The sequence below is a fragment of the Litchfieldia alkalitelluris genome (assembly GCF_002019645.1).
In the GTDB taxonomy this organism is placed as follows: domain Bacteria; phylum Bacillota; class Bacilli; order Bacillales; family Bacillaceae_L; genus Litchfieldia; species Litchfieldia alkalitelluris.
This window is the reverse complement of record NZ_KV917374.1, coordinates 1591278-1613092: the sequence shown is the minus strand read 5'-3', so window position 1 is coordinate 1613092 and position 21815 is coordinate 1591278. Positions and strand designations below refer to the sequence as shown.

The following is a 21815-nucleotide window of genomic DNA, read 5'->3' as shown; positions in this document are numbered from 1 at the left end:
AATTATTATTAGTTCTACTAATACTCAAGCTAGTAACATACATCATTTTCTTTTTCTAGTGATAGGATTTTATAAGTAAGGGTGGGGAAGATGTTGATACAGAAACAAGATGGATTTGAATCTGAAAAACTATTTATAGTTCCGGAATATGTAATAGTAGAAATTAGTAAACATCCTTTAATCAGTCCCTTTTTCATTACTGATATTGGCTATTTTCCAAAAGCTAAGTACCATTATCGCGAACGGATAGAAGGCTGTGATACACATATTCTCATTTATTGTGCTGATGGTGAGGGCTGGGTGAAACTTGATCATGAAAAGACGTACTTTCTAAAAAGTCATACACTGATTGTCATTCCTGCCGACACTCCACACTGTTACGGCGCGGATGAGGAAAATCCATGGAGTATTTATTGGGTTCATCTCAAAGGTGCAGAGGTGATTACTTTTATCAAGAGCTTTGGATTAAATGAAGGACTTTTACAGATACCTTTAAGCACTTATGTACAATTCTCAGAGCTTTTCGAGCAATGCTTTGTTTCCCTTTCTGAAAAGCCTTATTCTCAACTTCATCATATTAAAACCTCTCAAGCGATGAAGTTCTTATTAAGCTCACTCGGATTATCAAGTATTCGTTCCGGACAAGAAGAAAGAAAAAAGCTCTATCTAGAAAAGGCGATCCATTACATGAACGACAGTATTAATCGCTCTATCAAACTGTCTGAGTTAGCAAAGATTGTGGGATTATCCATTCAGCATCTGACCCACCTTTTTAAAGAGGAAACAGGATTTCCTCCAATTGACTATTTCTTACGGATGAAAATTCAGCGTGCTGGCCAACTGCTTGATCTCACCGACCATTCAGTAAAGGAAATTTCGAACTCATTAGGAATGGCTGACCCCTATTACTTCTCAAGAATCTTCAAAAAAATTAACGGGTGCTCCCCGACCGAATACAGAAAAAATCAAAAAGGATGAGGAAGGAGGGAGGCGGTTCTCGCGCTTCGGCGGGAGCACGGGGACGGTTCTCGCGCTTCGCATTAAGCTATGCTTCTAAAAATAGTGTGCAATAAGCATTGCCTGCTAAATCTTCTATCCTCCTTTTTCATCGTACAAAAGAAAGAAGCGTGAAAACTAAATCACACGCTTCCTAAAACCTTATAAAAGGGAGCATCAGAATGATGTGCACCCCAATTGTTAGACACAACAACTAACAATTGGAGGTGCACTTTTACATGAAGAAGAAATACCCTTTAGAAATAAAGATAGCTGCAGTAAATGAATATCTTGAAGGCGGAGAGTCTATCAGGCAGACAGCCCAAAAGTACAATGTTAATAAAACGATGTTACACAGATGGGTAGCGAAATTTCAAAATCATGGTATATCTGGCTTAGAGGAAACCTATACAAAATACTCATTTGAGTTTAAAATGGACGTACTTAATTATCTGAACGAGATGGGAGCGTCCATCGAAGAAGCTACTGCAGTATTTAATGTTTCTTCATCTGCCATAGTGTATAAGTGGAAGAATCTACTTGAAACACAGGGAATTGACGCTCTTAAAAAGAAGAAAAAGGAGCGTCCTTCACCCATGAAAAAGCAACCTAAGAATAATCAACCAGTAGAAGGAACTGAAGAAGCACTACGTGCTGAAATTGAACAACTTCGTATGGAGAATGCATATTTAAAAAAGCTACAAGCCTTAATTCAGGAAAAGAACTCACAGAAAAAGAAAAGGCACAGGTGATTTATGAATTAAGGCGTGTATTTAAGGTGATTGACTTGATAAAGTTCGCTGAAATGCCACGTAGCACGTATTATTATTGGGTAAAACAAATGGATAAACCAGATAAATATAGTGAAATGAAAGAGGTTATCCAACAGATCTTTGACGAACATCAAGGTCGATATGGCTATCGACGTATCACACTGGAATTACGTAATCGGGGTCATGTAATTAATCACAAAACAGTCCTTCGCTTAATGAATGAGATGGGTTTAAAATGCTTAGTTCGCATGAAAAAATACCGTTCATATCGTGGAAAAGTGGGTGAAGTCGCACCGAATATACTAGAGCGAGATTTCCAAGCTACGAAGCCAAATGAGAAGTGGGTTACAGATGTGACAGATTTCCATTTGTTTGGCGAGAAACTTTATCTTTCACCTATTCTGGACCTTTACAACGGTGAAATTATTGCTTATAACCTAGAGAAACGTCCAGTATACACACTTGTATCTAAAATGTTAGATACGGCCATACAACAATTAGACGTCCATGATTGCCCTATCCTTCACTCTGATCAAGGCTGGCATTATCAGATGAAGAAGTTTCGACACACCTTACAGAAGAATGGAATTACCCAAAGTATGTCTCGCAAGGGCAATTGTTTAGATAATGCAGTAATGGAGAACTTTTTTGGATTATTAAAGCGCGAATTACTTTATTTAAGAGAATTTGAGAGTATGGATCATTTCAAACTAGAATTAGAGAAATATATTTACTATTATAATCACAAACGGATTAAGCAAAAATTAAAAGGTATGAGTCCGATTCAATATCGAACTCATACCCAGCAAGCTGCTTAATAGCTTGTGTCTAACATTTTGGGTTCAGTTCAGAACCGTCCCCACGCTTCCCGCGCTTCCAATAAAACAGGACCAAGTAACCCTGAAGGTAATCTGGCATCATCCATTTGATTAGCCTTGCTATTTGTAACCTCTATCCTAAGAGTATTTAATCCATTTCGGATCAATGACCTGTCTACTTCAAAACGATAGGGTGCCCACATTTTGATTCCAACCTCGTTGTTATTTATAAACACATGAGCCATTTCATAGACTTCGCCTAGCTCTAAGAAGACTTTAGCTACGTCGCGCAATTCTTCCATGTTAAACGTATTTTCATAGATAACCGTTCCTGAATAATGTTCCATTCCATCCCACGTTACCCAAGACTCTAATTCAAGGCTCTCCATCACTTTGTCATCACAACGAGCTATCCAGCGTTCGTTCATCTCTATATGCTTTATTTGGTGACCGACTACTTTCGTTGGATCATCATTCCCTAACTTTATAGATTCGCTCGGGTCCACACAAAAGACAACAGATGATCTTCTTTCCAATGTAACTGGAACTAGTAATTGGTCACCTTTCATTTGAACATCAACCTGTGTAATCGTTGCATCCCACGGATCCCATTTCTCTACATTTCCAACCTCACTGGTTAAAATTGCACCTTGGTAAGTGTCTTCACCTTCATTCACAAGCACATAAAAGATACAATCGTCCTTCACTACTTTACTAACTCTAATATATTTGCTTGCAAGAGTTAAAACCACTTCACTTCGGTCGCAAGAAGGAATCTCCGCAACCACCTCTTCTGGTCTTGTAATTACCGTAGCACCTAGAATGATCTCCACAGCCCCATCTTCACTATAGACAATGACTCGGCCACCGCCATTAATAAAATCTATTAACCTAGCCTTTACCTCAACTGATAATTGAAAAGGGTCCTCTATTACAATCACGTTGTATGTTTGCTTAGCAATATTAATTCTTCCGTTTTCTACTCTACATGAAGACAGTAGTAACTCCTCTTCTAAGTAATTAAATTCAATCTGATTTTCAAATAAAGGCTTCGTAATTTTCCATGGCAACCGATTAGCCTCGCACAAAATTGCAACCGCTGTCAAATTGATGCTATCAGTCATCAACCAACTTAACCGCTTTATGTATTGGGCAAATTGCTTATAATAAGGCCACCAAAGATTATTTGGACCAACATCAGGTGGTCTTTCATGGCTACGTCTCTTGCCATCAACAGAATAATAAAACGCATGTGGTACTAAGAGGTTCACCCCTCTGACCAACAGCCAGTCGAGATACCACTTCATATCACCTGGACTTAATGCCCAAGGTGTTTCTTTTCCGCACACCCCTAACACTTCGTTTAGGTTTCTTCTTCTTCCTCGATGTCTAGCTGCATCTGATGAACATTTCGCCGCTGTAGAGTGATGTCCTTCTATGGCAGTTCCATTCTCAGGTCCAACCCAACGCCAGACCACATCCTGTCCAGGAATATGAAAAAATCTAAGCAAACCGATATCATCACTCGCTGCTGGATGACCTGTTAGTGCAATTCCATGTTCCTCACACCACTGTGAAATTTGTTTATAATACACTTCAATCAATACATTATGAACAGCTTGTTGATAGTTTTTATGTATTTCTATCGTTCGTTCAGAAGCATCCAACCATAAGGCAGGTAAGTCTGTTTCTTGATTGCCGTTTTGCACGAACTGAATTAAAAAGTCTGATGTCCATGGCTTTAGTCCAGGTGTTGCTCCGCGCCCCATGATTTCAGGTTCGTCTGTAAAAAAGGCAATCACCGTTTTACCGAAATATCTCTTTAATTTATGATAATAGGCATCATGAGTTAGTTGAATAAAGGTTTTCACCGCTGCTGGATTTAATAAATCAGCTGAACGCGGTGCATTTTCTTCTCCATCATCTTCACCAAAATGAATGCCGCGAATTGTCCCTTGTGTAAACGTTTCGATAAAAACGAACACAGTCCACTCATCGTTATCAGGCGGGATAAAATTAATCCTATTCCCATGAGGATGAATGATATGACAACTCGTCAAATTAATTTTTCTATCGTTTATCTTTTTCCCCGCTTGAACCGAAACGAGTGTTTCGCCATCTTCAAGGTGAATAGGAATAGATAACTCTTCGCAAGTCTTATATTCTAGCATTTTCAAGCCACGGCTCGCATATGCTGGGTTTTCTTTCACCACAAAACCTTTTGCAGCACCTGATGGATACATCGCCTCATCATATAAAATCACGGACATTCCATGTAATTCAGCCTCACTAACAGCTGTTTGAACATAATTCATAAATGAATCTGACAAATATTCAATCTCTTTCGGAATCCCAATTCTTGGATGTAAGACAAACCCTTTGACCCCTTTCTCATTGAAATCATGGATCTGTCTTTTAATTTCATCATGTGTTAAATCATCATTCCAAAACCAAAAGGGCATAGGTGTAAATTCCTCATCTGGATCCAAAAACTTCTGCTGTAACAAACCACTCATCGACACTTCACCTCTTTTTATGAGCATTGAAGCACGGGGACGGTTCTTGCGCTTCGGGGAAGCATTGGGACGGTTCTTGCGCTTCGGGGAAGCATTGGGACGGTTCTTGCGCTTCCTCCTCAATCATTATGAAGGAAGCATGAGAACCGTCCCCCCGCTCCGGAGAACCGCCCCCGCTTCCTTTAAAACTAAAACTTCACTAATTGATCGACGTTTACGGGCTGGCCTGTATTTAATGAGATGTTCCCTGCAATCCCTGTAAGAATCGACATAGCTCCATCAACATGGGAAGCCGCACGGTTGAATTCATCCTCTATAGGTGTGCCAAAAAGGTCTTGTAACAGAATTGGGTCACCACCACCATGGCCACCTACTCCTTCTTCCACCTCTACCTCATATGGCGTATCAAACATCGGCATAACGACAATTGACTTTTGCTCTAATCGCCCTTCATCTTCTTTCTTTCCGCCTGAATTGATATAAGATTGCTCAACAACACGAACTTCAATTCTGCCTTTGCTACCATTAAACGCCACGGTATAACCTTCCCATGGTAAATACGCATTTAATGAATAATTTAAAATGGCTTTATTTTTATATTTCACCATGACTCCTAATGTATCTTCAATATTAATTCCATCACCGAATACACTTTGATCACGTTGATAGCCGTCTTCCTCTTCAGCATCCAAATACATCGCTTTCAAATGATCGTTGTCAGCTAATTGAATTGCAAATGGATCATGCTTGGCAATTTCACTTCCATGTGCCCGCTGATAAAACTTCGTGACGCCTCTTGCCTCTGCATTTTCTCTTCCGTAAAAGCGTAAGCCACCTTGAGCATAGACGGTCTCTGGAGACGTACCTAACCAAAAGTTCACTAAATCAAAATGATGTGTTGATTTATGAACTAACAATCCACCACTATTTCGCTTATCACGATGCCATCTTCGGAAATAATCGGCTCCATGCTGCGTGTTCAGCGCCCATTCAAAATTAACCGAGAACACATCTCCGATAACACCATTTTTAATTAACTCTCTTATTTTCGTATTATGTGGCGCATAACGATAATTGAAGGAAACACGGACATCTCTTCCTGTTCTTTTCACCGCATCAATAATTTCCTGACATTTCTCAGCATCGATGGTCATTGGTTTTTCCGTTACTACATCACATCCAAGCTCTAATGCTTTTATGATATATGTATGATGTGTTCGATCCACAGTTGTAACAATGACTGTATCTGGCTTTTCAATCTCAATCATTGTTTCAAACTCATGAGCAAGATAGGTTGCTACCTGAGGGTGATTGTATTTTTCCTCTAATAAACGGTTGGCATAATTCATTCTTGTTTGATTTATATCACAGAAAGCAACAAGTTGACTCGTTTCCCTAAAATCACGTACAACTGATCCATAAAAGTACTCGGCTCTTCCACCTGTTCCAATTAACACATATCTTTTGGTCATATGAAAAACTCCTTATCTAGTATTTGTCTAGCATAAATAAATGAAGGCGCTTTATTTTTACCTTTTATAAGCTAGACTTTTCCTTATCTTAATTATAGGTAAAGATGCATTTCGGTTATATATAAAAAACAGTTCTCTTTTTCTAAATAACAGAGAACTTAAAATAAATGAGGAACCATGATACCAATCATCGCTCCCCAATAGCCTAATATATTAATGAATCACCTTCAACATGTCTTAACTAGTAAACATTACAACAGAATCTTCCCAGTATAGGGTAAGCACCGTAAATATTACTGGATATCTTTTAATCTCTCAACCAATTCCATATCCATAAGCTGCTTTGTTTTATTTGTTAATAATACGACTGAACTCTCCGCAGCACTCGTAAGATACTTTTTTTCCCATTGATAAAAAGATGGTCCATCTCCTAGCAATCTTAGAAATCTGCTTACCGTTTCTAGTGCATAAAAGGTTAATGACACATTCGTTAGACAATCATTATCATAAAAACCAACCCACTTCTCAGAGGTCGTCTTCTCCATCATTTCCATTGTTTCTTTTACCTCTTGCATCGCATCATGAACAAGTAAGTAAGCGGCAAGGTATTCATCTTTTTGAAACTGTTCGAACGCCTTGCTAAAACAAGATAAAGCCTTACAGCCATTTTTATGAATTTGTACCTGAATCAGAAACTGATCATGAACTCGTTTTTGTTCAATATGGTCGGCTTCCCCAACCAGGGCTTTCACATTCTTTAACAATTTTCCCCACTGCCGTAGTTTCTCTTCTACCTTTGTTTTGAACCAAGTAAATTGATTCTCCAAGTCTAATTCCCCAGTTGCCCAAAATAGGTTTCTAGCACTCTCTTTCCCTAAAGATGCCAGCCATTGATTTGCCAGCTTTCTGATTGTAAAATGATAAAATTGTTCCCCTGCTCGTTCATCCTCTAAATCGCCATACTGAATCACCGCATCAAAATAATGATTGATATGCCTATTCATCCCTTCTGGAAATGAAGGATAGTACCTAGAAACATATTCACTTAGGAACTCCACTGAATTTATTTCCCCCTGATGCCATATCTGAGAAACCGCATCAAGAAAATAAAGATGTGGTCTAATATTCCCACAATTTACAATTAAGAAATCATTCATTTCATGCTCAAAAGCCTGAACAAGTTCATTATTTACAAAAGTGGTTGTGTTAGGCAACATCGTCAAATGATTTGATGCTTGAAGATCATAAAATGTGACATGATAGTAAATGCCATGTGGACCGATTTCGTTTTTAGAAGGAAGTGACGACACTCTAGGATTATGATCCCCTTGTCGTCTCGTTACCATTTTTCCATACCCGCTATCAGCCCAGATTTTAATGACCCCATCAGGCAATTCTAGTAATCCCTTCTTGTACAATTCAGTCACTTCACCGTAAAGGTTGACGCAACAGATTGGATCGTCTTGATACTCTGAGATTAATTCATATTGATCTCTCATGATCTCAGAAATCAATGCTCCTCTTTTCTCATCCGTATCAAATGTAGGATCATCTACCCAAAACGGCCGATCCCCTTGACCTCTAAAACCGATATTCCAAATAATTTTAGCATCCTTCTGTTCGATAATTGCATCCTTCCATAATTGTTGAAACAAGTCTTTATTTTCAACATAAGAAGCCTTCTTGTCAGGGTATACTCTAGCAAACATTTGCGCTCCAAGGGGCTCTGCATGGTGATGTGTGACCCATAACCCCATGTTTATAGCGATATTTTTGTATACTGGATTTTCAATATCTGTTCCGGGGATGACCATATTTCCACGACACCGCAATAATGCTTCAAACACCATTTCCCAAACCATTTCATTAGAATCTTCATACTTCCAAACTGAAATGAGAACTTCATCATTTACGAACCAGCCTCGATATCGAACTTTTGGAATTTCTGATAAAAATGGTACTGGAGCGATTTCCACCACTTCTTTGCTAACAGGTTCACAGTCATTCCAGAACCAAAATTTATCAACACCAAGATGTTGTTCACTAACATGTAGGATTCCATAGATGATTCCTAATTCATCTGCGGCAGTCACTTTCATTTCTGACAGATCTTCTGAGAAGTGAATTGTGTATTGTTCCGCATTCAACTCTTTATGATTATGTTCATCAAGAACGAATAAAACGGTTGTGTTTTTTGGGGTAGTCGATTCTTGGAATACCTTATTTTTGTCTCTCGTTAATACTTGTAAGAAGTGTTTTACCCCATTCAAACTTGGACCTTGATACTCTAAGCAAGTTTGATTGTTCAAGATAAAGTATTTGTTGGTGGTCATTTAGGATTTCCTTTCAGTTTTTTTTAGTTCTACCTGTAAATAACCTGGTTGTGGAGTTCCGTGCACTGCGATTCACTCGCGCCGCGGGGAGGTTCATGATTTTCTCGTCGCTTTGGCTCCTATGGTGTTTTTCTGATTCCCTTTCTCACACCCAAAGCTCATGAAAGGGAACGAAAGATGTTCTCTGATTCCCTTTCCCATACCCAAAGCCCATGAAAGGGAACGAAAGGTCGTGTTTGATTCCCTTTCCCACACCAATAGCCCATGAAAGGGAACGAAAGATGTTCTCTGATTCCCTTTCCCACACACAAAGCCCATGAAAGGGAACGAAAGATGTTCTCTGATTCCCTTTCCCACCCCCAAAGCCCATGAAAGGGAACGAAAGATGTTCTCTGATTCCCTTTCCCATACCCAACGCCCATGAAAGGGAACGAAAGGTCGTGTTTCATTCCCTTTCCCACACCAATCGCCCCGGAAAGGGAACGAAAGATGTTCTCTGATTCCCTTTCCCATACCCAACGCCCATGAAAGGGAACGAAAGGTCGTGTTTCATTCCCTTTCCCACACCAATCGCCCCGGAAAGGGAACGAAAGATGTTCTCTGATTCCCTTTCCCATACCCAAAGCCCATGAAAGGGAACGAAAGCTCGTGTTTGATTCCCTTTCCCACACCAATCGCCCATGAAAGGGAACGAAAGATGTTCTCTGATTCCCTTTCCCACACACAAAGCCCATGAAAGGGAACGAAAGATGTTCTCTGATTCCCTTTCCCACACCAATAGCCCATGAAAGGGAACGAAAAATGTTCTCTGATTCCCTTTCCCACACCCAAAGCCCATGAAAGGGAACGAAAGATGCTGGCTGATTCCCTTTCCCATACCAATTGCCCATGAAAGGGAACGAAAGATGTTCTCTGATTCCCTTTCCCACACACAAAGCCCATGAAAGGGAACGAAAGGTCGTGTTTGATTCCCTTTCCCACACCAATAGCCCATGAAAGGGAACGAAAGATGTTCTCTGATTCCCTTTCCCACACACAAAGCCCATGAAAGGGAACGAAAGATGTTCTCTGATTCCCTTTCCCACACCAATAGCCCATGAAAGGGAACGAAAGCTGTTCTCTGATTCCCTTTCCCACACCCAAAGCCCATGAAAGGGAACGAAAGATGCTGGCTGATTCCCTTTCCCATACCAATTGCCCATGAAAGGGAACGAAAGCTGTTCTCTGATTCCCTTTCCCACACAAATAGCCCATGAAAGGGAACGAAAGCTGTTCTCTGATTCCCTTTCCCACACCAATAGCCCATGAAAGGGAACGAAAGCTGTTCTCTGATTCCCTTTCTCATACCCAAAGCCCATGAAAGGGAACGAAAGCTGTTCTCTGATTCCCTTTCCCACACCAATAGCCCATGAAAGGGAACGAAAGCTGTTCTCTGATTCCCTTTCCCACACCAATAGCCCATGAAAGGGAACGAAAGCTGTTCTCTGGTTCGCTTTCTCAAGATCATCAGCAACACAAATAGATCTAAGAAATTTCCCATACCACTAGACATTCTTATACCGTTACATAAGGCTCTTTAAATGTCTTTCACCTATTAAATAATCGCTAATTTACTTTTTTGAACAACACTTAACCATTCTCTTGCGATAAGTTCGTGCCCTGCTGGGGTTGGGTGTACTCCATCCCACAGCCAAAAGTGAGCTTCTGTCATTTTGCTTGCTTCATTAAACGCATCTTGTAGTGGAACAAAAACTGCATCAAATTCTTTTGCTAAATTAGAAGATCGTTCCTGATACTTTTGTAATCGATCATTCATAGCATCCCAGTTCTCGGCTGTGACACCTGTTTTTAAAATAAATGGTTCACATATGATTAAACCTGTATCCGGAAGCACTTCTCTCGTTTCCTCTAATAAATGTCGATAAGCTCGTTCAAACCGATCGGTCACTCCACTTGGTTCCTTCGCCATATAACGCCAAGCATCATTAACACCTATTAAAAAACTGATCAGGGTTGGATTTAAACTAATTGCATCCTCATTCCAGCGTGCATACAAATCAGATACGCGATTCCCACTGATTCCTCTATTCATAAATACAGGAGTTTTCTCAGCAAGTTCATAACTAAGCTTTCCTGCAATCTTGAACGCATAACTAGCACCTACTAAATGACTTTTATCTTCATTACGTGAGCGTGCTCCATCTGTAATCGAATCTCCTTGAAAAAGAATTCTATGTTTGTTTTGTTCCATTTTTATTCTCACTCTCCTCAGTTACTCTTAAGTTTAATCACTTTATATTCAAACGGATTCAATTTTAAAATTCCCTTATCAACTGTGCCACCTGTTAAAGAATCAATCCCAATACACGGCAATGTGACTGTACCACCATGACCGTCCATGTTCACAATCACCCAAACTACATCACCGTTAAGATCCCTTGGTGCCACAATCGTTCCTTTAGATACATCAGTATGTAGTTGAACGTTTGCATCTTCCGCATAATGGTTTATCAGTTTACTCAATAAAATGTCACCCGCTTCTCCTTCAGGCAACGAACCAAGCATAACAATTTTACCTTTTCCTCGGCTTTTTTCTGTGATAAAAGCATGCCCAGCAGAGATACCTTCGTTAATGATTCCAACTGTTTTTGCATCTTTAGCATCAAAAACCGCACTCCACAGGCTTAATGGAGCAGTAGTGTCTAGAAATTCACCAATAGACGCTGTTCCATCCATCGGGTAAGTAAATAATGTTTCAATTCCTGCCAGTTCTTCCAACTCTCCTAATGCAGCATTCGTATGAATCGTGTGATTCTCTGTTCTTCCCCCTGTCAGAGGACCAACCACCCACACTCCACCCTCTTCTACAAATTTCATTGCTCGTTCCATATAAGGTTTAGAAACATAATGTAGAAAAGGCGTAAACAATAATTTATAGCCTTGTAAACTAGCTTTCTCAGGTAAGAGATCTCGATGGTAGCCATTTGATAACACTTTTTCGTAGAAATTAGAAATTAGTGCTCGATAGTCTAAATCTCGATGTGGCTCTGTTTTAAAATAAGCCCGCGACCTATCTGAATAAGTAATTCCTACTTCTGCTTGTAATGGTCTAGAAGCTAGAATGATAGATTCAATCTCTTTTCGTGCAGACTCAACTTCCTTCACATTTTCAAACCCAACAGTCGGTTTACCCCAAGCACTTAACACCGATCCGTGTGGTTGTTCACAACCTGTACGTTGTTGTCTCCAAAGCCAATAACAAAATGCTTCTCCTCCTAACGCATAAGCTGCCACAGCTTCTGCCATCAGATATCCATTTGGATGTGGAGCAGAGTGACTTGCCAGTGACGCAGCATGTGACGGACTTGTTTCCATAATCCAAAAGTCTCTTCCCGCTTTAAAATTTCTCCATAAATCACAATTAAATAAGTAGGAAGCAAAGTTGCTTTTTTCCGCATACGTGTCAAATGATGCGAAATCCAAGTTTTCATAAAGTCTTTCATTATCCACGTGGAAAAATGTTGTACTATTATGGGTGATTGGTGCATCTGAATACTTACGGATAATCGCCGCTTGTTCATCAGCAAACTCTGCAATCTTTTCAAAAGAAAATAACTGATACATCGTTTTTAATGATGAATTATGAAGAAATGGTGCAACCTTAGGCTGCGGAACTTGATCAAACCGCCCGTAGTGTTGGCTCCAAATATGGGCACCCCATGCTTCATTTAACACATCAATTGTGCCATATCTTTCTTCTAACCATTGATGCCACAGTGATTTACATGTCTCACAATAGCACTCACTGACATGACATTTAAATTCATTATCTAGCTGCCAAGCAATCACATCAGGAAGATTTCCGATTGCTTTTGCGATTTCTCTCGTAATGATCGCTGCTTTTTCCCTGAAAACAGGATTGTTGGTACAAATGTGCTGCCTCGAGCCGTGAACCATCACATGTCCTTCTTGATCTACATGCATTCGTTCAGGATGATTATGAGTTAACCAGATTGGCGGCGTTGGCGTTGGTGTACACATCACTGTCTCAATTCCATGTTCACTCAACCTGTTGATGATGTTAACAAAAAAACTCAAGTCGATCTTTCCTTCTTCTTTTTCCATTGATGACCAAGCAAATTCACCAATTCTCACAACATTGATTCCCGCCTCAAGCATATATTTGATATCTTCCTCTATTGTTTCCTCTGGCCACAGCTCTGGATAGTAAGCGGCACCGTGATATAATTTTTTTGTCATCCTTTTCACCTATCAATCATTGATTTTTTGAAACAAAGAAACTATCTAAGACCTTAAACATAAGTTCAAAGATTGTAAGTTAAATTCCCTTAAACCTTCTACAACTAATTCAGCAATAAAATTCGCACCATATTCTTGAAAATGAGTATTATCACTAACACCATTAGGAAAATTCAAGAACTCTCCAGGAACTCCCCACATCAAAAGGGCTTTCGAACCTTCACGACCTAATTTTTCGTAAAGGTTCTTACTTTTTTCTGCCAAATCTAGTAACAGTACACCTTCTTCAATCGCAAGCTCCTTAACTGCTAAAATATAATCACCATGGGTCTCAATAATCTTTCCATCATCATTAAACATTCTGCGTTGAACCGATGTAATGAGTATAGGTGTCGCTCCTCGTTGTCTTGCACCGTCAATATAAATCTTCAAGTACTCTTTATAGGTTGTGAATGGGTCGGTATGACGTGCTTTATCAGGCTTTGAATCATTATGTCCAAACTGTATGAACAAAAAATCCCCTGTTTTTATTTGATCCCAAATTGAGTCAAGCCTACCTTCATCTATGAAACTTTTAGAACTTCTTCCGGAATATGCATGATTACAAACAACTGCATCTGCTTTAATATACTGAGGCAGACATTGCCCCCAGCCCGCATATGGATAACCATCGATTGGTTGATCGGCGACAGTTGAATCACCTGCTAAAAACATGGCAACAGCATCCTTCTTCAGTGAGATCTCCATCGCATTGATTCGAGGAGCGCAGCCGAAAAAAGTCAGCTTGATTCTTCCATCATTAACATTCACTGTAAAACTTTCTCTTACAAATTGTTTTGGGTACGTTTTCAATTCACGTATCAATACTTTGTTATCGTTATACTTAATCGTTGTTTCTGTTTCGACTAATGCATCACCAATTAAGAAAGTAATCGTATAGACACCGTTTGGTACATCCACTAAAAAGCTATTTCTTAGAGGAATACAAAAATCACTAAATAACGGTTTCGATGTTTCTCGATTTATCATATACATTTGGTCAGAACGACTAAAACCAAATCCACTTTTATCACTATAAACACTTTTCTCTGTTACCTTCGTATAACCTGGAAATGCCTCTCCAGTTCCAAAGTCAAATAAATACTTCTCTGACATCTCGTAACCTCCTACTAAACAATTAATCTTAATAGTTTTCCTTCAAAATGCATTCAACATTCAAAACAGCTGTACATAAAGTAAAAACCACGGTATCGTGGTTTATGTTTAATTGCTATGTACTCAATCATTTTCTAAAATGTTCGCTAACACAGTGTCTTGATCTATAATAGCATTTGGCTTACTGAGTACTTGGAATGAGCGGAGAGCCACGCGACTCCTGCGGAATACACGTGGCAAAGTGAGACCCCGCAGGATCCTCCGACGAAGAGGTTCACAGCACCGCCCGTGGAAAGAGCGTGAATCGCAGCGACTGGAACTCAGCTAACCAAATGTATTTTCAGGATAGACATTCATGCTAATTCAAAATTAGCACCATGTAGAATAAAAATGTTGCTCACTTTGTGTGGAATGAGCGGAAGGTCACTCGACTCCTACAGGATATATATAGCGGTCGGTCTCGGGAGACCCCACAGGAGCCACAGGCGACGAGGAGGCTCCCGGACCGCCCTGCGGAAAGCGAGTGAACTGCAGCGAATGGAACTCTCCACCCCCAGTTATTTTCAGTGTTGCCCTAGAAAATAACTATCAATTAAAACACCTGTTTCCGACTCTTCAATAACTCAGCTAAAAACACTAGTGTTAACCCTTGCCCCCAACCTTGAATACGCTTAAACGGAACATTCTTATATCCATCGGCATCATTCATGACAGCCGTACCCGCTGAAACCTTTGATACCTTTCCATCCTCTTCAATTTCATTAAGGATCCCATCTATCGCCTTTTGAATATACTTATTATAAAGACTTCCTCGAGTCATCAGTGCCGCTGCAATCGCAACCGATCCTGAGATTTCATAGTATGAAGTAGGATCATCCACAATCGTATGCCATAATCCTGTTTCCCCTTGAAGTCGCACTAACGCACTTAATTGATCACGTAAAGAACCATCAATAATCATATACGATGGATCCTGTACCTCGATTAACCCTAATGCCTTTGCCATAGTCAAAGCAGCCCATCCATTGCCACGAGCCCAATAAATCGATGACATGTGATTTTGAGCTATATTATCCCAACCATGATAATAGAGATTTGTTACTGGGTCCTGCAAGAAATCTTCATGCCCATGATACTGCTTAAGACCGTCTTTAAAATAATCCTCACGTTCTAGTAATCGTCCCACTCGTAAAAGAAATAGTCCTGCCATCATCATCGTATCTACCCAAGCTTGCTCAGGAAATACATCCTTTACTGAGTTTACAGTATGCTGGAAAATTCCATCTGCAAAACGATGTGCTTCGTTATGTAAATAATCAGCCATCTCTTTAATCACATCTAAATACTTCTCATCCCCTGTAACGGTATAAAGTGTAATTAGACAATGACCAATCGATACGCCATTGATTGATAGCCTTGGCAAGCCATCCTCAAGCTTTTCATCAACCCAGGCTTTTAATAAATCAATATAGTCTTGTTTTTCAGTTGCTTCATAGGCACATGCCACTCCATAAAAAGCAACACCACCTGGCCAATCCCAATTAAAGTCCATTTCAAAGGTTCTTTTCACGACACGATCAATTAATTTAGTAATCTCAGTTTCATCAAAATGAAGTTTTGCCATGATTAACATCCTCCCTTGCATTTTAGCCATTTTTCAATATTTCTTCGGCCTCTGTTCGGAATCTTTTTGCTCCCTCTTCAGGCGTTATTTTCTTAAATAAAATTTCATCTGATATCACTTTAAGAACTTCCATCACCTGTGAACTTCCCTCTGGATCAGGCGGATACATTTCATCGGTCAATTCTCTCGCTTTTTCCACATAATCTATCATCTTCACTTCTTCGGCTGTAAGTTCTGGTTTGATTGCTTCTGAAACGCTGGATGAGACCGGAACACCGCGTTCACCTTTCATTAATTGATTTGCTTTCACATTGTTAACAAAGAAATCAATGAATTTGGCAGCCTCTTCCTTGTGCTTTGAGCCAGTAGGTATTGATAAAAGCATACTTGGTTTTAAAGTTAATGCTTTATTTTCAAGATGTTCTGGTGGTAAATGAAGTGTTAACGGTGAATCTGTTAGTTGATCAAAACCTACATATTGATTTGAATAGTTCCAAGTCATTGCAGATGTACCTTGAACAATGAAATCATTTTCCATTCCTCTAACAACTTCTGACTCATCAGGGGTAGGAATCGCGCCTCCGTCAATCAATCGAAGCTGTCTGTTAAAATAATCTATAAATAATTGATCATTTGTATAAGCGAGGCCTGTTCCCTCGTCATTATAAAAATCCTCACCTTTTGTTCTTAAGTAATATGGAAAAAATACGTCTGGTGGATGCATTGCATTTGAGCCATAGACACCCGTCTTCTTTTTTATTTCTAATGCTATTTGTTCTAGTTCCTCCCATGACCAATGATCCTCATGTATAGAAACTCCAGCTTCATCAAGTAATTGATTGTTTGATATGACTGATAATACATTTATTCCAATCGTAAATCCGTAAAGGCGATCATTTATTTTCCCGCTATTAACTACACTTTCATCAATTGAAGACGCATTAATCATTCCTTTTTGAACAAATGGTGTTAAGTCTTCAAGTAATCCTTTTTCGCCATATTCTGCTAAAAACGCAAGATCCATCTGGATAACATCTGGAAGTCGATTTCCAGATGCCATTGGCGCTAAGTTTTTCCAATAATCAGCCCAATTTGCAAATTCAGGCTCAATATTAATATTGGGATGCTCACTCTCAAACATTTCAATAATCTTAGTTGTATATTCATGACGAGGCTGACTTCCCCACCATGAAACTTTAATGGTAATAGGTTCTTCCACTGGCTTACTTTTGGATATGCTTCCTTCACTACAAGAAGTAGTAAACAATAACATGAACGTGAAGAAAAATGGTAAATACTTTTTCACAGAGACCATCCTTTGGTAAAGGCCAAATTCATAAATATCCTTGCTTTTGAATGTAGAATTGTTGATTGATTCTATTCACACGATGTTTATTTCAAGATCAATTTCGCACTCTAATACCCTTAGCAAAAACATTATAAAAAAGCCGTCGTATATGTTTACAAAAATAACTGTTTTCGTGAACTTGTAGCCTTTAAAAAGTGATAGGAAACCAATTTGAACTGGTGCAGCTTCACCCTCTTCTCTCTGGGAAACCTAAAACTTTTATTCTAGAAATAACAGTCACCTGCACTATCATAGTTTTATAAGCAACATCTTATCTATAGTTTAATAAGTTTTATCATCTTGATTAATCTAATTTCTAGATAAAAGTTTATAAAAAACAGAGATAACCATTCTAGTTAATTGTAAACATTTACATTTAGTAGGTCTACTTAAAGTGCTACATTTTGTTCTTTTAACCCCTTTACTTTCTCATATTTACGGTTTATATGATTAAAAGCATTCATTGCAGGCTTTGTCATCAGCAACGCAAAAACATTTCCGCTACAAATGATCAGTAACGGCGGAGCAAACGATAAAAGGATCATTAATCCCACACCACATACGAACATCATAATGGTTGAAAGTGGCCTCATTATCATCACGATGAAGGAATTTTTAAGTACATCCAGCAATTTCATTTCATAATGAACATACATAGGAAACACATAAAACAATGTACAAATAAAAAGAATCAATATAATTAGAAAAGGAACAAATAAGAAATGTTGTATCTGAGGTGAAGCTTGCTTCAAAAAGAGAAAATCAATCACTAAGACCAATCCAACGCTCGATATGATTCCCCCAAGAAGGTTACTCTTGGCAAATTCCTTTTTGTATGACTTCCAAAACACTTTTGTAATGGATATCTCCATCTCTCCCATTGCCCATCTTCTAACAACGGAAAACATCGCGACTGTTGCTGGAAATAATCCAAACACAATGAGCCCCAGGAATGAAAAGAATATCCAAAGTAAATTTAAGAGTGCTAATCTTGATATCCATTCCAGAACATTGTTTACAGCACCTAAGAATCCATGTGTTTCAACCATACATACTCATTCCTTTTTAATAGATTATATTGATTCCTTTTTAACAGGTTTAACTTAATCCTGCCGGTTTTAGAATCATACTGTTTTTTAAACAAGGCTGTTTTCGTCAGATCTGTTGCTTTTGAAAGGTTTTATAACTGCGCTGTGATAACTAACTTCGAGATGACAACCTTGTCTCTGGAAAAACAGTATACCCCTTGTTGCAAATCCAAACAGCCCTGGCTTTTTCTTCCGAAGATCTTACCCCTTTAATCCACTTGTACTAATACCTTCAACTACATGTCTTTGGAACAAGAAGAAGACCACAAATACCGGTATTAAGGTAACAATCGACATCGCAAACATCGCACCCCAGTTTGAGACTGTTTCATTACTTAAGAACATATTTAATGCCATTGAAACCGTGTATTTATCAGGACTATTTAAGTATAAAACAGGTCCTAATAAGTTATCCCAAGTCCAGTAAAACGAGAAAATTGCTGCAGTAGCTAATGCTGGCTTAATCAACGGTAAGATAATCTTGTAAAAAATCTTGAATGTACCACAACCATCGATTGTTGCTGCTTCATCCAATTCTCTTGGTATCGTTTTAATAAACTGAACAAGTAAGAATATGAAAAACGGATGTCCAAAATAGGCTGGAATCGCAATAGGTTTAATTGAGTCTAACCATCCTAGTTTCGCGAAAATAATGTACTGAGGAATCATAACAACCTCATACGGTAACATTAAGGTCACCATCATTAGTGCGAACCAAAAACCTTTTCCGAAAAATGTTAATCTCGCAAATCCAAACGCAATAACAGCTGAGGAAATGACTTGACCAATCATTGTAAAAATAACAAGAACAACCGTGTTTTTGATAAACACTCCAAAGGTATTTCCACCAATTCCTTCCCACCCTTTACCATAGTTACTAAAGATCCATGGATCTGGGATTAGTGATTGTGCTGTTACGAAAATGGTTTCACTTGGCTTAAATGAACTCATTAATAGCCAAATGACCGGATAGAGCATTAGTACCGCAAAGGTTCCGACCAATAAATGATAAATCCACCACTTAGGTTTTTTTACATTTGGCACATGTAACCCTTTTGGATTTGTTTCGGGTTTTATTTTAACATCTGATTGCATTCCTATTTCCCCCCTTCAGATTCATAATGAACCCAAAATTTCGATGAGAAGAAGATGAGCGCGGTAAGAATACCAACAATGATTAACATGATCCAAGCCATTGCAGAAGCATATCCCATATTAAAGAATTCAAAACCTTGAATGAACAAGTATAATGAGTAGAGAAGTGTACCGTCTAATGGACCACCAGTTCCTTTTGAAATAATAAATGCAGGAACGAATGTCATGAATGCAGCAATAGTTTGCATAATTGTATTAAATAAAATAACTGGCGTTAACATTGGTAGTGTAATTTTCGAGAATTTTTGAAAATAGTTAGCACCATCTACACTTGCTGCTTCATAATACGTAACTGGAATGCTTTTCAACCCAGCTAAGAAAATTAACATCGATGACCCAAACTGCCAAACTGATAGGAAAATAAGCATCCAAAGTGCTGCAGTTGGATCTCCAAACCAGCGGACATCCGGAATACCGAGGAACACAAGTAGTAGATTGATAATCCCCTCATCTCCGAAGATGTTACGCCACATAATTGCAACCGCAACACTTCCACCAATTAAAGATGGCAAATAGAATAAAGAACGGTAAAGCCCTACGGCTCTAGAAGCTGTGTTTAAAATCATTGCAACCATAAGTGCGAATCCAAGTCTTAAGGGAACACCAGCAATTACATAAAGGAGGGTTACTTTTAGAGATTGCCAGTATCTTGGGTCACCATTAAACATTTTTTCATAGTTCTGTAACCCAATCCATTGAGGATCCCCGAACATATTATATTTTGTAAATGAAAAATATAAGGAAGCCAAAATGGGGATAAAAGTAAACGCTAGAAATCCAATAATAAAGGGACTTATGAATAGGTACCCTGTTACATTTTGCTTGAGAGCGCGTGTACTCATACGATCATTTCCTTTCTAGGATAATTCCAATAATCGAATAAAGTCTGATAGCTGATCGAAGATGATCAGCTATCAGTCATTTTCCTTATTTATTTTGAGATAAAATGCTTTCTGCTTGTTGTCTAAATTGTTTTGCTGCATCTTCTACTGAAAGTTGACCATAAGCCATTTGTTCAGCTAAAAGATCAAGTGTTTCAATGATCTCACCTGCTCCAATTGGATCTGGACCATCAAATGCTGAACTGTTTTGTTCAGCCCATGCAACAGCATCAAATGCTTGAACTTGTTGTGGTGAAAGAACTGGCTTAAGAGCTTCCTTCACAACAGATGATCCAGGAATTCCGCGGTCACCTAAGATTAATTTATTTGCTTCTTCATTGTTTACAAAGAAACTGATGAACTTAGCTGCTTCTTCTTTGTGCTCAGAATTGTTTGCAACTGACCAGAACATACTTGGTTTTAGATATAAACCATCACTTGTACCAGGTCCTGGCATGTTTTGGATTTTCAATTCTCTGTTAGCTACTTGTTGTAATCCAACAAACTGATTTGACCATTGCCAAATACCAATTGCATCTTGTTTAACTACAGGATCATCTTCAATTCCTTTAATCTGTGCCATGTAGTCAGGAGTTGGTACTGCTTCATCTTTTACTAACTGTGAAGTCATTCCAAAGAAATCAATAAACATTTGATCATCTTCATAACCTAGTGCAGTTCCATCTTCATTGTATAAAGATTTCCCTTGTGTTCTTAAATAGTAGTTGAAAAACACATCTGCTTTCATTCCAGTGTCCACATAAAGTCCTGCATCTTTTGCTTTAGCAGCAACTTCTTTATATTCATCCCAAGTCCAATCCTCAGAAAGAGAGTCGACTCCAACCTGCTTTAATAAGGCTTCATCATAATGGAAACCAACAACGTTAACCCCTAAGTTAAAACCATATAGCTTGTCACCGATTTTCCCACCATCTACATAGTTATCAGTGAAATTTGTAACATCAAGTTGATTTCCGATAAAAGGAGCTAAATCTGTTAACTGACCATTTTCAGCATATTGAGAGAAATATGATAAGTCCATTTGGATAATGTCTGGTAATTGTGATGCTGAAGCCTGAGGCGCTAACTTTTTCCAGTAGTCATCCCAGCTTGCATACTCAGCTTGAATTTTTACACCTGGATTTTCTTTTTCATACATTTCAATAACCTTTAGTGTGTAATCATGTCTTGGCTCAGAACCCCACCAAGCAATACGAAGTTTTACTTCTTCTTGTTTTTCCTCACCATCTCCGCTATCTCCAGAGTCTGCCGGAGTATCACTAGATGTACTACCACTACAAGCTGCGAGAGAGAATACCATGAAGACTGACAATAATAACATTAACCATTTTTTCATTCTTTTTTCCCCCTTGTTCCATTTTTTGTTAGCGTTTAC

At 38.8% G+C, this 21815-nt stretch carries 14 protein-coding genes; 2 read left to right on the top strand and 12 right to left on the bottom strand.

Going from position 1 to position 21815, the window contains the following annotated elements:
- Positions 1-93: 93 nt before the first annotated feature.
- Both BK579_RS07505 and BK579_RS07500 read left to right on the top strand, forming a co-directional pair.
- Positions 94-978 carry an AraC family transcriptional regulator gene (locus BK579_RS07505; RefSeq protein ID WP_235848371.1) on the top strand — a complete coding sequence of 295 codons (885 nt, stop codon included), beginning with the start codon at positions 94-96 and terminating at the stop codon, positions 976-978.
- A 257-nt stretch (positions 979-1235) separates the two neighbouring features.
- Positions 1236-2587, top strand: a protein-coding gene (locus BK579_RS07500) for an IS3 family transposase (RefSeq protein ID WP_139365063.1) whose coding sequence is annotated in 2 segments (ribosomal slippage) — positions 1236-1695 and positions 1695-2587 — 1353 coding nt in all. Because the reading frame shifts where the segments join, the coding sequence is not laid out codon by codon here.
- 29 nt (positions 2588-2616) lie between these two features.
- Here BK579_RS07500 and BK579_RS07495 read toward each other — a convergent pair.
- From BK579_RS07495 to BK579_RS07430, 12 genes are all read right to left on the bottom strand, one after another.
- Entirely contained in the window at positions 2617-5103 is a 2487-nt protein-coding gene (locus BK579_RS07495; protein ID WP_139365062.1) for a glycosylhydrolase-like jelly roll fold domain-containing protein, read from the bottom strand.
- A gap of 188 nt (positions 5104-5291) precedes the next feature.
- Positions 5292-6575: a Gfo/Idh/MocA family oxidoreductase gene (locus BK579_RS07490; protein ID WP_078544599.1), complete on the bottom strand. Its 1284-nt coding sequence runs from the start codon at positions 6573-6575 to the stop codon at positions 5292-5294.
- Between the two features lie 293 nt (positions 6576-6868).
- Positions 6869-8908: a glycosyl hydrolase 115 family protein gene (locus BK579_RS07485; protein ID WP_078544598.1), complete on the bottom strand. Its 2040-nt coding sequence runs from the start codon at positions 8906-8908 to the stop codon at positions 6869-6871.
- A 1594-nt stretch (positions 8909-10502) separates the two neighbouring features.
- Complete coding sequence (locus BK579_RS07470) at positions 10503-11159, bottom strand: SGNH/GDSL hydrolase family protein (RefSeq protein ID WP_078544595.1); 657 nt, start codon at positions 11157-11159, stop codon at positions 10503-10505.
- A 17-nt stretch (positions 11160-11176) separates the two neighbouring features.
- The gene (locus tag BK579_RS07465) at positions 11177-13168 is read right to left on the bottom strand and encodes a beta-galactosidase (protein ID WP_078544594.1); all 1992 of its coding nucleotides are present in this window, start codon (positions 13166-13168) and stop codon (positions 11177-11179) included.
- A gap of 45 nt (positions 13169-13213) precedes the next feature.
- Positions 13214-14323: a rhamnogalacturonan acetylesterase gene (locus BK579_RS07460; protein ID WP_078544593.1), complete on the bottom strand. Its 1110-nt coding sequence runs from the start codon at positions 14321-14323 to the stop codon at positions 13214-13216.
- Between the two features lie 592 nt (positions 14324-14915).
- Entirely contained in the window at positions 14916-15947 is a 1032-nt protein-coding gene (locus BK579_RS07455) for a glycoside hydrolase family 88/105 protein (protein WP_078544592.1), read from the bottom strand.
- A gap of 22 nt (positions 15948-15969) precedes the next feature.
- Entirely contained in the window at positions 15970-17220 is a 1251-nt protein-coding gene (locus BK579_RS07450) for an ABC transporter substrate-binding protein (RefSeq protein WP_235848557.1), read from the bottom strand.
- A 464-nt stretch (positions 17221-17684) separates the two neighbouring features.
- Positions 17685-18344, bottom strand: a complete 660-nt coding sequence (locus BK579_RS07445; protein ID WP_078544590.1) for a YesL family protein — start codon at positions 18342-18344, stop codon at positions 17685-17687.
- Positions 18345-18584: 240 nt separating this feature from the next.
- The gene (locus BK579_RS07440; protein ID WP_078544589.1) at positions 18585-19478 is read right to left on the bottom strand and encodes a carbohydrate ABC transporter permease; all 894 of its coding nucleotides are present in this window, start codon (positions 19476-19478) and stop codon (positions 18585-18587) included.
- A gap of 2 nt (positions 19479-19480) precedes the next feature.
- Positions 19481-20380 (bottom strand): carbohydrate ABC transporter permease, encoded by a 900-nt coding sequence (locus BK579_RS07435; protein WP_078544588.1) that lies wholly within the window; start codon positions 20378-20380, stop codon positions 19481-19483.
- An 85-nt stretch (positions 20381-20465) separates the two neighbouring features.
- Positions 20466-21776 carry an ABC transporter substrate-binding protein gene (locus BK579_RS07430; RefSeq protein ID WP_078544587.1) on the bottom strand — a complete coding sequence of 437 codons (1311 nt, stop codon included), beginning with the start codon at positions 21774-21776 and terminating at the stop codon, positions 20466-20468.
- Between the last annotated feature and the right edge of the window lie 39 nt (positions 21777-21815).

Coding starts and splice junctions, on each gene's coding strand:
- BK579_RS07495 (WP_139365062.1), bottom strand. CDS start 5,103: ATGAGTGGTTTGTTACAGCAGAAGTTTTTGGATCCAGATGAGGAATTT.
- BK579_RS07490 (WP_078544599.1), bottom strand. CDS start 6,575: ATGACCAAAAGATATGTGTTAATTGGAACAGGTGGAAGAGCCGAGTAC.
- BK579_RS07485 (WP_078544598.1), bottom strand. CDS start 8,908: ATGACCACCAACAAATACTTTATCTTGAACAATCAAACTTGCTTAGAG.
- BK579_RS07470 (WP_078544595.1), bottom strand. CDS start 11,159: ATGGAACAAAACAAACATAGAATTCTTTTTCAAGGAGATTCGATTACA.
- BK579_RS07465 (WP_078544594.1), bottom strand. CDS start 13,168: ATGACAAAAAAATTATATCACGGTGCCGCTTACTATCCAGAGCTGTGG.
- BK579_RS07460 (WP_078544593.1), bottom strand. CDS start 14,323: ATGTCAGAGAAGTATTTATTTGACTTTGGAACTGGAGAGGCATTTCCA.
- BK579_RS07455 (WP_078544592.1), bottom strand. CDS start 15,947: ATGGCAAAACTTCATTTTGATGAAACTGAGATTACTAAATTAATTGAT.
- BK579_RS07450 (WP_235848557.1), bottom strand. CDS start 17,220: ATGTTATTGTTTACTACTTCTTGTAGTGAAGGAAGCATATCCAAAAGT.
- BK579_RS07445 (WP_078544590.1), bottom strand. CDS start 18,344: ATGGTTGAAACACATGGATTCTTAGGTGCTGTAAACAATGTTCTGGAA.
- BK579_RS07440 (WP_078544589.1), bottom strand. CDS start 19,478: ATGCAATCAGATGTTAAAATAAAACCCGAAACAAATCCAAAAGGGTTA.
- BK579_RS07435 (WP_078544588.1), bottom strand. CDS start 20,380: ATGAGTACACGCGCTCTCAAGCAAAATGTAACAGGGTACCTATTCATA.
- BK579_RS07430 (WP_078544587.1), bottom strand. CDS start 21,776: ATGAAAAAATGGTTAATGTTATTATTGTCAGTCTTCATGGTATTCTCT.